The sequence below is a fragment of the Pseudomonas sp. TCU-HL1 genome, from assembly GCF_001708505.1.
In the GTDB taxonomy this organism is placed as follows: domain Bacteria; phylum Pseudomonadota; class Gammaproteobacteria; order Pseudomonadales; family Pseudomonadaceae; genus Metapseudomonas.
In genome coordinates, this window is record NZ_CP015992.1 from 4177000 (window position 1) to 4191173 (window position 14174).

A 14174-nucleotide genomic window follows, 5' to 3' on the forward strand; every position below is an offset into this window, starting at 1 on the left:
CCATCCCACGAATCAACACTCAGGAACGGTCGTTGTGGCCCAGGTCCCGCGCCGGGTCGATCTGGTCGCGAACACGCTGTTTCAGCACCTTGGCTTCGGGGAAGCCGCCATCGGCCTTGCGCTCCCAGATCTGCACGCCATCGCAGGTGATGCGAAAAACGCCACCGGTGCCGGGTTCCAGGCTGACCTTTCCGAGGTCATCACTGAAGGTGCTGAGCAACTCCTGGGCCAGCCATGCGGCGCGCAGCAACCACTGGCACTGGGTGCAATAGGTGATGACGATTTCAGGCTTGCTCGCAGACATGGTTAGGCTCGGTGACAGGTTGGGCGCCCTATAATAGCCGGCTTCAGCCCTCCGCCTGACCAGGGATGCGTTATGCGCCGCCTTCTGCTTTGCCTGTTGTTCCTCCCCCTGCTCTGCCTCGCCCAGCCCGAACCACGGATCGGCCTGGTGCTGTCCGGCGGCGCCGCACGTGGGTTGGCCCATATCGGCGTACTCAAGGCGCTGGAGGAACAGGGCATCAAGGTCGATGCCATCGCCGGCACCAGCATGGGCGCTGTGATTGGCGGGCTCTACGCAGCCGGCTATACGGTCGACGAGCTGGAAAGGATCGCCACCGAAATGGACTGGCAGCGCACCCTGTCCGACGAGCCGCCACGAACGGAAGTCCCCTTCCGCCGCAAGCAGGATGACCGCGACTTCCTGGTCAAGCAGCGACTGAGCTTTCGTGACGACGGCAGCCTGGGCCTGCCGCTCGGCGTGATCCAGGGCCAGAACCTCGCTCTACTGCTGGAAAGCCTGCTGGTGCATACCAGCGACACCCGCGACTTCGACCGGCTCGCCATCCCCTTCCGCGCTGTGGCCACCGACATCGCCACCGGCGAGAAAGTCGTGTTCCGCCGCGGCCACCTGCCCCAGGCCATCCGCGCCAGCATGTCGATTCCGGCGGTATTCGCCCCGGTGGAAGTCAACGGCCGACTGCTGGTGGATGGCGGCATGGTCGACAACATCCCGGTGGACGTCGCCCGCGAGATGGGCGTCGACCAGGTGATCGTGGTCGACATCGGCACGCCGCTGCGCTCGCGCAAGGAACTGACCACCGTGGTGGACGTGCTCAACCAGTCGGTCACCCTGATGACGCGCACCAACTCCGAAGCCCAGCTGGCCACCCTCAAGCCCACTGACCTGCTGATCCAGCCTCCGCTGGCCGGTTACGGCGCCACCGACTTCGGACGCTCCCGCGAGATGATCGAGGCCGGCTACCGTGCCACACATATCCTCGCGGGGCGCCTGGCGGAACTCCGCCCGCTGTCCGAACATCGCGACCAGGCACTGGACAGCGCACGGCTGCCCAGCGAGCGCACGCCGGTGATCCGCCACATCCTGATCGAAAACGACTCGAAGATCGGCGACGCGGTGATCCGCCGCTATATCCGCCAGCCGTTGGGCGAACCGCTGGACCTGGACCGCCTGCAGAGCGACATGAGCACGCTCTACGGCCTGGATTACTTCGAGCAGGTGCATTACCGGGTAATCAAGCGCAAGGACGGCAACGCCCTGGTGATCAACGCCCGTGGCAAGCGCGCCGGCACCGACTACCTGCGCCTGGGCCTGAACCTCTCCGACGACATGCGTGGCGACAGCGCCTTCAACCTGGGGGCCAGCTACCGCAAGAACGGCATCAACGAACTGGGCGCCGAATGGCTGACACGCTTGCAGGTGGGCGACCACCAGGAGCTCTACAGTGAGTTCTACCAGCCGCTGGACGCCGGCTCGCGCTACTTCGTCGCCCCCTACCTGTTCGGTGAGGCGCAGAACGTCGAGGCCATCCAGGGCAACGACCCCATCGCCGAATACCGCCTGGAGCGCTATGGCTACGGCTTGAACCTCGGGCGGCAGATCGCCAACAACGGCGAGATCCGCTTTGGCGTCGGCCAGGCCTGGGGCAAGGCCGACGTGCGGGTTGGCGAGCGCGACCTGCCCAGCTTCGAATTCACCGAGGGCTACTACGAGCTGAAGTACTCGTTCGACACCCTGGATAACGTGGACTACCCCCACGACGGCGAAGACATCAGCCTGACCCTGCGCCAGTACGACCCGAGCCTGGGCTCGGACGAACGCTACCGGCAGTGGCAACTGAGCCTGGACAAGGCACTGGGCTCCGGTCCGGACACCTTCGTCCTCGGCGGCCGCTATGGTCGCACCCTGGACGATGCCGAAGTGATCACGTCCAGCTTCCTGCTGGGTGGCGCGCGCCAGCTGTCGGGCTTCCGCCAGGATTCCATCGCCGGGCAGAACATCAGTCTGGCGCGGGCGATCTACTATCGTCGCCTGACCCAACGCTCCTTCCTGCCGCTGGATTTCCCGGTGTACCTCGGTGGCAGCCTGGAACGCGGACGTGCCTGGAACAACGACAACAGCTTCGACAGCGGCTACATCAACGCTGCCAGCGTCTTCATCAGCTTCGATACGCCCCTCGGCCCGCTGGACTTCAGCTACGGCCTGAACGACGAAGCCGAGCGAGCGCTCTACCTCAACCTCGGCCGGGTGTTCTGAGGAACTGCCGTAGGTTGGCGCAGAGCGAAGCGAAGCCCAACATTTCAAACCTCGGCTTCGCGTGTTGGGCTTCGCAAAGCTCAGCCACAACCTACAAGAGCTGACTGCGCGAATGGAAATAACCAAATGACTTTTCAGTATTAAAAGGAAATATGCCATTCCGTTATAGTCCAGCGCTCACACTGCCCAGAAGGAACGCCCAGTGAAACGACTGTTCTCCGCCTCCCTCCTCGCCGCCGGCCTCGCCCTGGCTAGCGCCGCCCAGGCCGCGCCCACCCTGCTCAACGTTTCCTACGACGTGATGCGCGACTTCTACAAGGACTACAACGCCGCCTTCCAGAAGCACTGGAAAGCAGAGAACGGCGAGAACATCACCCTGCAGATGTCCCACGGCGGCTCCAGCAAGCAAGCGCGCGCAGTGATCGACGGCCTGCCCGCCGATGTCATCACCATGAACCAGGCCACCGACATCAACGCCCTCGCCGACAACGGCGGCCTGGTGCCACAGGACTGGGCAGCCCGGCTGCCGAACAACAGCGCCCCCTTCACCTCCGCCACCGTGTTCATCGTGCGCAAGGGCAACCCCAAGGGCCTGAAGGATTGGCCGGACCTGCTCAAGGAGGGTGTACAAGTGGTGGTTCCCAACCCCAAGACCTCCGGCAATGGCCGCTACACCTACCTCTCCGCCTGGGGCTACGTGCTGAAGAACGGCGGCGACGAGAACAAGGCCAGGGACTTCGTCGGCAAACTGTTCAAGCAGGCGCCGGTGCTCGATACCGGTGGCCGCGCCGCCACTACCACCTTTATCCAGAACCAGATTGGCGACGTGCTGGTGACCTTCGAGAACGAAGCCGAGATGATCGCCCGCGAATTCGGCCGTGGCGGTTTCGAGGTGGTCTACCCCAGCGTTTCCGCCGAGGCCGAACCGCCAGTGACCGTGGTCGACAAGGTGGTGGAAAAGAAAGGCACCCGCGCCGCCGCCGAGGCCTACCTCAAGTACCTGTGGAGCGACGAGGGCCAGACCATCGCCGCCAACAACTACCTGCGCCCGCGCAACCCGGAAATCCTCGCCAGGTTCGCCGACCGCTTCCCGAAAGTGGAATTCCTCTCCGTGGAGAAGACCTTTGGCAACTGGCGTGACGTGCAGAAAACCCACTTCAACGACGGTGGTGTGTTCGATCAGATCTACAGCGGCCAGTAAGGCCGGTGGAAATGAAAGAGAGCAGCCTGGGCCGCTCTCTTTTTTTGGTCAGGAAGCCATCTGCCGGCTGGCGTCCGGCCCGGCCGCCATCGCGACGATCCGCTGGCGCCGCTGCGAAGCCCAGCCGACCAGCAGGCTCATGGCGACGTAACCGGCAAGGATCAGCAGCGGATAGGCCACCATCAGCTCGGCCAGGCTGTACTTCCACGCCAGCGGCCGGCCCACGCCCAGCATCGCGGCGTAGAACCAGGACACCGCAGACACGGTACCGGCGAACAGCGCCAGGCTGCGCATGGCCGGGGGCAGGCCGAGCAGCGAACCGGCGCGCGCCAGTGCCGGCAGGACAGCCTGGTGCAGCAGCATGCCGTTCAGGGTCAGCAGCGCAACGATCAGTACTTTGGCCTGCAGCTTGGGATTGAGCAGATAGGTCCAGCCCTTGACCGACATGTCGAGCAGGATGATGACGGCACCCGTCACCCAGAGCATCAGCAGGGCAAGAGAAATGGTGCGTTGCAGGGATTCCAGGTGGGACGGCCGGCAGTGCGCGGAGTCGTCGCCACGCAACAGTTGCCTGGCCATGGCCAGATCACTGGTCAGCACCAGGCCCACGGCGACGCAGCAGGCAATCAGATGCGCGTAGACGACGGCGAGTCGAACCAGCTCCTTGGTCGTGTCCTGCTCCAGAAGCGAATTGATCAGATGAAAGAATTCCACGATGGGTCCCGTTCGAAGTGGCTGTGCGGAGCCGGCGCCAGGCTGCAAGGGCAAACTAAAACACGAAGCCTTGGCGCCAACTGGTTGACGGCATGAAGAATGCAGGTCGCGTGTTTCAGTTGCGGGTAGCGCCATGCGCCACAGGTCCGATTCCGGGGACTCACCGACGAAAGGAAATGTGAATCAACAATGAGACAAAGGAGCCTGCGGGCTCCTTCGCTTCTCGCCACCGGATTCAGTGACCGGGCTTCCAGCCCGGGCCTTTCAGGGCTTCCAGCAAGACATCGCACCCCAGCGTCGGCACCCTCCGGCCATCCGCACAAACCATGTCGCGTCCAGCCAGCAGCGCGTTGACGATGGCCTCTTCCACCGCTTCCGCCGCCGCCGCGAACAACGGCGAGATGTGATCGTTATTGACCATGGCGAGCGGCGTGCTGAAGGGCAGGTCCTTGCGTCCGTAGTCCGCCGGCGGCAGGTCGCGGTTGCCCGTGGCGAAGGCCAGGAAGATGTCGCCGCTGGAGTCCTCGGTGCCGCCGCCGGTGCGAGCGATGCCGATGGACGCGCGCTGGGCCAGGCGCTGACACTGGTGCGGCAGCAACGGTGCATCGGTGGCGAGGATGACCACGATGGAGCCCATGCCGGGGGTATCGCGTTCGGCGAAGGGCGACTCGATTTCCTGCAACAGCCGCCCCACCGGATAACCATCCACCCGCAGCTCGCGGCGCACGCCATGGTTGGCCTGCACCAGGGCGCCCACGGGCCGAACCGGCTTGCCGCCGCGATCCTTGCGGAGGGTGCTGTGGCCGACGCGCACTCCCGGTACATCGGTGATGGCGTTGAATTCGCCCGGCATTCCGAGCCCGATGCTGATTCCCAATTGACGTGCGCGCATATCGAATCCTGTATTTCAGAGTTTCTGGAAAGCGGGGCTGAACTTGCCGCAGGTGCCGTAGAGGATCACCGATACCGCCAGCAGCCCGACGATGATCAGGAGGTCCTGGCTGGACGCTTCCAACGCTAGGTTCAGCAGCAGATAACCTGCGCCGGTCACCGCCAGCAGAGCCGGCAAGGGCCAGAGCGGCATGCGGTAGCTGTGCTCGACATCGCGCCGCAATACCCGGCTGAACAGGGCGCAGAGGGCGATGATCAGGTAGACCAGGACGATCAGCAGCACGGTAAAGGACGTCAGTTCCGCCAGGCTCGAACTGAAGCTGAGCAGGGCCGAGGGTACCGCGAGGAACAGAGTCGCCAGCCAGGGCGATTCCCAGCGCGGGTGGATGCGCGTGAAGGCGCGGTTCAACGCCGGCATCCACAACTCGTCACGGCCGCTGCTGAAGATCACCCGGCCGATCTGGATGACGATGGCGATGATGGCGTTGAACACTGAGAGGAAGATGCCGGCGCTGACCAGCCGCGACAAGGTTTCGTTGCCATGACTGGAAAGCAGGTAACCAATGGGGTCCGGGCTGGCGATCAGTTCGCTGAGCGAAGGCGCGCCGATCAGCACGGCTGTCAGCGGGACCAACTCGATGGCGACCACCAGCAACAGCGACCAGAGCACCGCCCTCGGAAGGCCGTGACCACCGTCCTTCATGTCTTCGGAGAGCAGCACGGCGCCGCCAAAACCATTGTAGGAAAACAGCGCGACACCGACCGCCCCGAACACCAGCGCCATGGGTGCCGCGCCCAATACACCGTTCTCCACCAACTGCGGCTGCAGCAGCACGCTCGCCGGCTGCTCCGCGTTGCCGAAGCCAAGGGTGACTATCACCAGAAGGGCCGAGACTTCCAGCAGCAGGCAGATGCCGGTGACCCAGGCATTGAGTTTGATATTGAGGATGCCCAAGAGGTAGCTCGCGGCTACGACCACCAGGGCCACCAGCTGTGAATCGAACTGGGTGCCCAGCGCGACATTGAGGTAGGTCGCCGCGCCGGTCGCCAGCACCGGAGGAACGAAAATCATCGCCGCCAGCACCATCAGGAAGGTGGCGTAGCCGGCCATGCCGCCGAACACGCGCTTGGCGTAGACGTACTCGCCGCCCGCCGTCCGGTGGGCACGACCAAGTTCGGCGTAGCACCAGGCGAACATCAGTGCGAGCACGGCGGCCAGGACGAAGGAGAGAAAGGCGCCGCTGCCGGCCTGCTGGATGGCGAAAGGAGCGATGACAAACACCGAACTGGCCGGGGTGACCGAAGAAACGGTGATGGCGACTACATCGAAGGTACCCAGGGTGGGTTTCAACGACCCAGTGGAAGAGCCCATATCCTGATCCTCTTGCTTGTTATTGGAGTGAGGCAGAAACGAAGCGGGAATCCGCCATGACGGCGGCAGATGTTGTTGTGGGACGCATTCTGGGAGTGGCCGACCGGGGCGCCAATCACCCTATTGGAGTACGCCCCTTGACGGGAACGGGCCCGGATAGGCCAAGCTTGCGCACCCTCCCCCACACAATCGGAGAACCGGATGGACAGTCTGTTCAGGGAAGTCGGCCTGCACGCCAGCCTGGGCCGCACCATCGAGCAGATCGGCGGCGATCGCTTCTGGAAGCAACTGACCCTGCTGTTGCACCAGTGGCTGCCCTTCGACAATGCCCTGGCCACCTTCTACCCGGCCGACGGCGCGCCACAGCCCCTGGAGGAATACGACGCCGAACCCCAGGCGGGGCCGGGCTCGATGCCCGTCTACCTGGACGGCCTTTACCTGCTCGACCCCTTCTACCAGGCCTGCCGCGAGGGCCTACCCAGTGGCTTCCATCGCCTGGAGGAAATCGCCCCGGACCATTTCCGCCAGAGCGAGTACTACCTCAGCTATTTCCACGACAACGTGCTGGAAGACGAGGTGCAGTTCATCGCCCAGTTTCCGGGACAGGGCAGCCTGTCGCTGTCGCTGGGCATGCGCCGGCGGTTCAGTGCCGACGAGTGCGGCATGCTGGGGCTGCTGGCGAGCTGGGTACTGGCGCTGATGCAGCAACACTGGCAGCAGCGCACCCGCTCGCCGCTACCACCGCGCCAGGACGAGATGGCCTCGCAGGTGCGCGATGCCCTGAGCCAGTTCGGCGCGGGCGTGCTGTCGGAGCGGGAGCTGGAAATCGCCCGTCTGATCCTCCGGGGCTATTCCTCCAAGGCCATGGCCGAGCGCCTGGCCATTTCCCCGGAGACGGTGAAAGTTCACCGCCGCCATCTCTACGCCAAGCTGGATATCTCATCCCAGCCGGAGCTGTTCTCGTTGTTCATCCAGGCCCTGGGCCATGATCCGGAGAACCCCTGAGATCCCAGCTCCGGCGCCCGTCCCTCATGCCTTCCGACCATTTGGTAACCGCTCGCTCTCGTCCGCACAACTTGGAACGAGCGTCACCCTATATTCCTTTGACATTAATAATTATTTACAAATAATATCGCCACCCCTGCGTTAATGATTCCGATTCTGCACGCCATCTCGTGCCGCACGAACCGCCGCAGCCCGCGCGCCCCACAGGCGGAACGGGGTGGCGATTTCATAGAACAAGAGATAAAACATGGAATTCTTTCACCTGGTCACTGCGCTACTGAAGCAGGAAGCCAACCTCGAGTTGGTGCGCCTGGCGGTCGTCTACATGCACCTGATCGCCTGCTGCGTCGCCGTGGGCCTGGTGCTGACCAGTGATCTGGCCATGGCCAGGCAACTGTTGCGTGGCGACGACTCCGCGCACTGCCGGCCGTCCCACCTGGAATCCCTGCAACGCACTATTTCTCTTGCCCTGCTGATGCTCTGGGTGACGGGTGCCGTCATCATCCTGCTCGACATGTCGGTCAAGGGCTGGACCTATCTGCTCAATCCCAAGCTGCAGGCCAAAGTACTGATCGTTGCGCTGCTGACCCTGAACGGCATGCTGCTGCACCAGGCTGTCCTGCCGGCACTGGCGCGCGCCGGTTCGCTGCTCGGCCTGCCCCCGGCCATGCGCAGCCTGGCGCTGTTCGCCGGCTCGGTCTCTGCGGTGTCCTGGTTCTACGCGGCCCTGCTGGGCGTTGGCCGGCCGCTGGCGTGGAAGTACAGCCTGTCCGAGCTGATGGCGGCATACCCGCTACTGATCGCAGCCGGCTACGGGGCCATGTGCCTGCTGGTGGCCACGGCCCGGAAACGCTGCAAGACAGAGGTCTCCGCCGCCAGCCTTTCCGAACGTCATTGACGAGCGCACCAGGCGCGGCTGCGCCTGGGGTCTCTTAGTTGAAGGTCTCAGCCCACTCGGCGAATTGCATGCACTGCCCGAAGCTGAGCACATCCGGGGTATCGGCCAGGCAATCGACGGAGTTACGCGCCTTCTCGCTGGCGACGTACTCGCTGACGCATTCGCGCTCGTTACGCTTCAGGCCCTTGTAGAAGTCGTCCATCTTGTACATGGCCTTGTCCAGCTGGTTCTGGCTGATCTTTTCCTGGCGTACCGCAGCGCGGCCCAGCTTCTGGGTCTCGTTGATCAGCGAGGGCATCCGGGCAATGGCGGTGGAACACTGTTGCAGGCCCTTCTGATGCAACTGGCCAGGATTGAGCGTGGGCTCGTGTGACTCGGCAGCAGGCTCCGGCTGCGGAGCCTGCACAGGCTGCATGCCATTGACCTGCAAGTCTTGCGTTTCGACCGAACGGCTCTGGGGTGGCGGAGTGTCGGTGAAATGCACCTTCCCATCCGCATCGCGCCATTGGTAGACCTGGGCGGAAAGGGGTTGAGCCAGCAGCAAGGCAAGGGTGACAAACGCAAGACGGGGCAGCATCCAGGACCTCCGAGATGGCTGAATGCCAGCACACTACAGAAGGCGTTTGCCAGGGGCAACCGGCGTTCAGCTTGAACGGGTAGGGTGCGCCGCGCACCGGTCGCTGAGCGCGGCGCCGTACCTGATACGGCTCGGTGCGCATGGCGCACCCTACCGCGGGCCTGGCGCGGGAATTGGGCCTTGATTGCCACCCCAAGGGTGGACATCGCTTTTCATGTCCACCAGACGGAGCTCAGGTCGGCACCGATGGTGGATGAAAGAGCGCCATCCACCCTGCAGACTGCGCTCAGTAACCATCCGCAGGCCCGTGCAGGGCTCAGTGGAACTTTCGCCCCAACCCGGCCGGTACGCCGCTGGCGTCGGTGGGTTGCCAGGGGCCTTGCGGGCCGTTGGAGTAGCTCCAGCCGTTGTCCCAGCGGTAGTAGACGCGCTCGCGATAGAACAGGTTGCGCTCGCCCTCGAGCACGTAGACGCCCAGGCCGGTATCCCAGTAGCAGTTGCCGCCCGGCGGCGGGGCGAAGCGCGGATGGGCCTTCATGCGCGGCGCCTGCTTCGGTGGTTGCGGCTGCACAGGGGGCATGGGGCGACTCTGCGGCGGGGGAGTCTGAACCGCTGGCGGCTTGTGGGAGGGCTCCCACTCGGGCTCGTCGGGTTCATGGTAAGGGCCCTGGCCGGCACAGCCGGCCAGGGCCAGGAGGAGGCAGATCAGGGGCAGGCCGAAGCGGGTGCTCGGCCCTGCCGGAAGCGCGGTGTGAGTGGTCATTTCTTGTCCGGGCTGTCGATGGTCAGTCGTTGGGTATCCGACGAACCAGTAGACAGCGGCGAACTGCTTCCTATCCATTCACCTGCGGTCGCATTGCCACTACGGGAGATCCGCGCGACCAACTGCACCTGCGGGAAATTGGAGATCTTGAGCTGCGGCATCATGGCGTCCGCGTCGCTCAGGCTGACTTCCACCGGGAGGTCGGCCACGGTCATGCGTTTGACCGCCAGCGGCATGGGCGGGCCGGAGGTGGCACGGGCGAATATGAACACGCTATCGCCCGGCTGCACCTTGTCCTTCAGCGCCGCCGCCAGGTCGACACGGACCTTGAGCTGCGCACCGGCCGTCGCGGGTGCGGCAGCCGGCGCTTCAACGGCCACGCCGCTCTCCTTGAGCTTCTCGCGGGCCTTGTCGATGCCACCCTGCAGGGCGCCACGGGACGGATCATCCGCCGGCAACTGGGTGATCAGGCGCGACCAGTAGGCGATGGCGTCCTGGAAGCGCCCCTCTTCGAAGCCTGCAATGCCCAGCAGGCCGAGGCTGGTGACCTCGTTGGGATCAGCCTTCAGCGCTTCTTCGGTCAGCGCCTTGACCTCGGGGGTCAACTTCTTCTGGCTGGCGAAGTACAACGCCTGGGCCCACTGGCCAAGCAATTCGGGTTCACGGCCACCGCGTTTGACGGCCTGCTCATAAGCACGCGCGGCATCAGCCGGGCGATCCTGCGCCATATAGGTACGAGCGAGGAAGTACCAGCCTTCAGCGGATTCCGGCTGGGCTTCCACGACGCGCTCAAGACGCGAGGTCATTTCCTCGATGCTGCGTGGTTGCTCACGCAGCTCACGGGCCAGTTCTACCTTGTCGCTAGCGCCCCAGTGCAGGTAGAGGCCGAAGCCGAGCAGCGGCACGATGATGGCGGCCAGCAGCGGCAGCGCCTTGCCCAGGCGGTACGAACGAGCGTTGTCGGTGCCTTCGGTATCGGCCAGGAGTTCGCGGGCAGCCTCGGCGCGGCCGGCTTCGAACTGCTCGGCGGTCAGGGTGCCGACACTGTGCTGGGATTCCAGCTCGTCCAGGCGTTCCTGATAGAGGGCAACGTTGAGAGAAGTGCGGTCTTCCTCGGTCTGGGCCTTGCGGCCGCGCAGCACGGGAATCAGCAGGAAAGCCAGGGCGGCCAGCAGAAGCAGGCCGGCGGCGAGCCAGAAATCGATCATGAGTCTTTCTTGTCCTGGTTCTCGGATTTCAGCAGGGCATCGAGACGCGCCTGCTCATCGGCGGAAAGCGACACCTGGGCCGGGTGGTTCTCTACCCGGCGACGGCGCACGACGATGATGCCCAGCACCACGAGACCACCCACCAGCAGGCCGGCAGGGCCGTACCAGAGCAGCAAGGTGCGAGCGTTGACCGGCGGTTTGTAGAGCACGAAGTCGCCATAGCGGGCGACCAGGAAATCGACGATGTCCTGATTGCTCTTGCCCTCTTCCAGCATGCGATAGATCTCGCGACGCAGGTCAGTGGCGATGGGCGCATTGGAGTCGGCGATGTTCTGGTTCTGGCACTTCGGGCAACGCAGCTCTTCGGTCAGGGTGCGGAAGCGCTCGCGCTCGGCTTCATCCTTGAACTCGTAGGTGTCGATAGCGGCGCGGGCGCCACCGGCCAGGGCCAGGCCCAGCAGGGCGGCGGCGATCAGGCGCTTCATTTGCCCGCCTCGTCTTCCAGGGAGTGGTAAAGCGGCGCCAGCTGCTCGCGCCAGACGGTCTCGTCGATCACGCCGACGAACTTGTGGCGGATGATGCCGTCCTTGTCGATCAGGAAGGTTTCAGGGGCACCGTACACCCCCAGGTCCAGCCCGAGGCTGCCCTGCTCGTCACGGATATCGAGCTGGTAGGGGTTGTGGAACTCCTTCAGCCATTTCAGCGCGGCGGCATTGTCGTCCTTGTAGTTGACGCCGTAGATGGTCACGCCCATCTGCGCCAGCTTGTTCAGTACCGGGTGTTCCACGCGGCAGGACACGCACCAGGTCCCCCAGACGTTGACCAGCGCGGGCTTGCCCTTGAGGTCGGCCTCGGTGAGGGTGCGCTCGCCGGTGACGCTCGGCAGGGAGAACGCCGGGAACGGCTTGCCGATCAGCGCCGAGGGCAGCTCCGCCGGGTCGAGGAACAGGCCGCGATAGAGGAATACCGCAATGGCCAGGAAACCCAGCAGGGGCAGGACGAGGATCAGACGCTTCATGCTTGGACTCCAGCCATGCCCAGCGCCTCACGGACGCGGGTCTTCACTTTCACGCGGTAGCGCCGGTCGAACGCGGCCATCAGGCCGCCCAGGCCCATCAACAGACCACCGAGCCAGATCCAGCGGACGAAGGGTTTCACGTGTACACGCACCGCCCAGGCACCGCTGTCCAGGGGCTCGCCAAGGGCCACATAGAGATCGCGGGTGAAGCCCGCGTCAATGCCGGCCTCGGTCATCACGGACTGCTGCACGGTGTAGAGGCGCTTCTCCGGGTGCAGCACCGACACTTGCTTGTCGCCGTCGAAGACGATGACGGTGCCTTTGTCAGAGGTGAAGTTCGGACCTTCATGATGCACCGCCCCCTCGAAGAGGAAGCGGTAACCACCCAGTTCTATCGATTCGCCCGGCGCCAGGCGCAGGTCGCGCTCGGCACTGTACTGGCTGGAGAGCACCACACCCAGGGCGCAGAGGGCGATGCCGGCATGGGCCAGTTGCATGCCCCAGTAGCTGCGGGTCAGGCCGGCGGCGCCCTTGAGCAGGCCCTTGTGGCGAGTCTTGTCGATCAGGTCGCGGACGCCGGCCAGCACCACCCAGGCGGACAGCGCGCCCACCGCCAGCACGGCCCAATGGAAGTCGCCGTAGAGGAAGGCCGCCAGCACGCCGAGCACCAGGCTGCCGATCAGCACCGGGCCGAGCATGCCCAGCAGCCACTTCAGCGGGGTGTCCTTCCAGCGCACCAGTACGCCCGCAGCCAGGGCCAGCATGAGGATGCCCATCAGCGGCAAGAACAGCGCGTTGAAGTACGGCGGGCCCACCGACAGCTTGGCACCGGTCAGGGCGTCCAGCACCAGCGGGTAGAGGGTGCCGAGCAGGATCATCGAGGCCGCCACCACCAGCACCAGGTTGTTCACCAGCAGCAGGGTTTCTCGGGACCACAGGGCGAAGCCCACCTGGCTCTTGACCACGGGGGCGCGCACGGCGAACAGCGCGAGGGAACCGCCCACCACCAACAGCAGGAACGCGAGGATGAAGACGCCGCGCTCCGGGTCGGAGGCGAAGGCATGCACCGAGGTCAGCACACCGGAGCGGACCAGGAAAGTGCCGAGCAGACTCAGGGAGAAGGCCGCGATGGCCAGCAGCACGGTCCAGCTCTTGAACACACCACGCTTCTCGGTGACCGCCAGGGAGTGGATGAGCGCAGTGCCCACCAGCCAGGGCATGAAGGACGCATTCTCCACCGGGTCCCAGAACCACCAGCCGCCCCAGCCCAGCTCGTAGTAGGCCCACCAGGACCCCAGCACGATGCCGATACCGAGGAAGGCCCAGGCGATGATGGTCCACGGACGCGACCAGCGTGCCCAGGCTGCGTCCAGGCGACCGCCCAGCAGCGCGGCGATGGCGAAGGCGAAAGCCACCGAGAAGCCCACATAGCCCATGTAGAGCATCGGCGGGTGGACGATCAGGCCGAAATCCTGCAGCAGCGGGTTGAGGTCGTTACCGTCAGCCGGCATGTTCGGCAGCAAGCGGTTGAAGGGGTTGGAGGTGACGATCAGGAACAGCAGGAAGCCGATGCTGATCATCCCCATCACCGCCAGCACACGGGCCAGCATCACTTCCGGCAACTGCCGGGAGAAGACCGACACGGCGAAGGTCCAGCCCCCCAGGATCAGCGCCCAGAGCAGCAGCGAGCCTTCATGGGCACCCCAGACGGCGCTGAACTTGTAGTACCAGGGCAGCGCGCTGTTGGAGTTGCTGGCGACGTAGGCAACGGAGAAGTCATCCACCATGAAGGCGTAGGTCAGGCAGCCGAAGGCGAAGGCCAGGAAGGCGAACTGCCCCCAGGCGGCCGGCTGGGCCAGGCTCATCCACTGGCGGTCGCCACGCCAGGCGCCGACCAGCGGCAGGCTTGCCTGCACCAGGGCCATGCACAGGGCGAGAATCAGGGCCAGGTGGCCAAGTTCAGGAATCAT

At 64.7% G+C, this 14174-nt stretch carries 14 protein-coding genes; 4 read left to right on the forward strand and 10 right to left on the reverse strand.

What is annotated here, in order from left to right:
* Positions 1–19: 19 nt before the first annotated feature.
* Positions 20–304, reverse strand: a complete 285-nt coding sequence (locus THL1_RS19350; protein WP_069084742.1) for a SelT/SelW/SelH family protein — start codon at positions 302–304, stop codon at positions 20–22.
* Between the two features lie 72 nt (positions 305–376).
* On the opposite strand from THL1_RS19350, the gene THL1_RS19355 reads away from it, so the two are divergent.
* Positions 377–2557, forward strand: a complete 2181-nt coding sequence (locus THL1_RS19355; RefSeq protein ID WP_069084743.1) for a patatin-like phospholipase family protein — start codon at positions 377–379, stop codon at positions 2555–2557.
* A 202-nt stretch (positions 2558–2759) separates the two neighbouring features.
* On the forward strand, positions 2760–3758 hold the full coding sequence (locus THL1_RS19360) for a sulfate ABC transporter substrate-binding protein (RefSeq protein ID WP_069084744.1): 999 nt from the start codon (positions 2760–2762) through the stop codon (positions 3756–3758).
* 48 nt (positions 3759–3806) lie between these two features.
* Here THL1_RS19360 and THL1_RS19365 read toward each other — a convergent pair whose 3' ends face one another.
* The 3 genes from THL1_RS19365 to THL1_RS19375 form a co-directional block, all read right to left on the reverse strand.
* A complete protein-coding gene (locus THL1_RS19365; protein ID WP_069084745.1) occupies positions 3807–4472 on the reverse strand; it encodes a hypothetical protein in 666 nt (221 codons plus the stop codon).
* Between the two features lie 235 nt (positions 4473–4707).
* Positions 4708–5364, reverse strand: a complete 657-nt coding sequence (locus THL1_RS19370; protein ID WP_069084746.1) for a P1 family peptidase — start codon at positions 5362–5364, stop codon at positions 4708–4710.
* A gap of 15 nt (positions 5365–5379) precedes the next feature.
* Positions 5380–6735 carry an APC family permease gene (locus THL1_RS19375; RefSeq protein WP_069084747.1) on the reverse strand — a complete coding sequence of 452 codons (1356 nt, stop codon included), beginning with the start codon at positions 6733–6735 and terminating at the stop codon, positions 5380–5382.
* A gap of 201 nt (positions 6736–6936) precedes the next feature.
* Here THL1_RS19375 and THL1_RS19380 point away from each other — a divergent pair, with 201 nt between their 5' ends.
* The gene (locus THL1_RS19380) at positions 6937–7740 is read left to right on the forward strand and encodes a helix-turn-helix transcriptional regulator (RefSeq protein WP_069084748.1); all 804 of its coding nucleotides are present in this window, start codon (positions 6937–6939) and stop codon (positions 7738–7740) included.
* Positions 7741–7987: 247 nt separating this feature from the next.
* On the forward strand, positions 7988–8638 hold the full coding sequence (locus THL1_RS19385) for a hypothetical protein (protein WP_069084749.1): 651 nt from the start codon (positions 7988–7990) through the stop codon (positions 8636–8638).
* Positions 8639–8672: 34 nt separating this feature from the next.
* Here the strand turns inward: THL1_RS19385 and THL1_RS19390 are convergent, their stop codons facing one another.
* The 6 genes from THL1_RS19390 to THL1_RS19415 all read right to left on the reverse strand — a co-directional run bounded on the left by THL1_RS19390 (position 8673) and on the right by THL1_RS19415 (position 14174).
* The gene (locus THL1_RS19390) at positions 8673–9215 is read right to left on the reverse strand and encodes a DUF4124 domain-containing protein (RefSeq protein ID WP_069084750.1); all 543 of its coding nucleotides are present in this window, start codon (positions 9213–9215) and stop codon (positions 8673–8675) included.
* Between the two features lie 316 nt (positions 9216–9531).
* Complete coding sequence (locus THL1_RS19395) at positions 9532–9978, reverse strand: hypothetical protein (RefSeq protein WP_069084751.1); 447 nt, start codon at positions 9976–9978, stop codon at positions 9532–9534.
* On the reverse strand, positions 9975–11186 hold the full coding sequence (gene ccmI / locus THL1_RS19400; protein WP_069084752.1) for a c-type cytochrome biogenesis protein CcmI: 1212 nt from the start codon (positions 11184–11186) through the stop codon (positions 9975–9977). Before ccmI ends, THL1_RS19395 begins: the two co-directional genes overlap by 4 nt.
* On the reverse strand, positions 11183–11671 hold the full coding sequence (locus THL1_RS19405; protein WP_069084753.1) for a cytochrome c-type biogenesis protein: 489 nt from the start codon (positions 11669–11671) through the stop codon (positions 11183–11185). Before THL1_RS19405 ends, ccmI begins: the two co-directional genes overlap by 4 nt.
* Positions 11668–12204 (reverse strand): DsbE family thiol:disulfide interchange protein, encoded by a 537-nt coding sequence (locus THL1_RS19410; protein ID WP_069084754.1) that lies wholly within the window; start codon positions 12202–12204, stop codon positions 11668–11670. Before THL1_RS19410 ends, THL1_RS19405 begins: the two co-directional genes overlap by 4 nt.
* A complete protein-coding gene (locus THL1_RS19415) occupies positions 12201–14174 on the reverse strand; it encodes a heme lyase CcmF/NrfE family subunit (protein ID WP_069084755.1) in 1974 nt (657 codons plus the stop codon). Before THL1_RS19415 ends, THL1_RS19410 begins: the two co-directional genes overlap by 4 nt.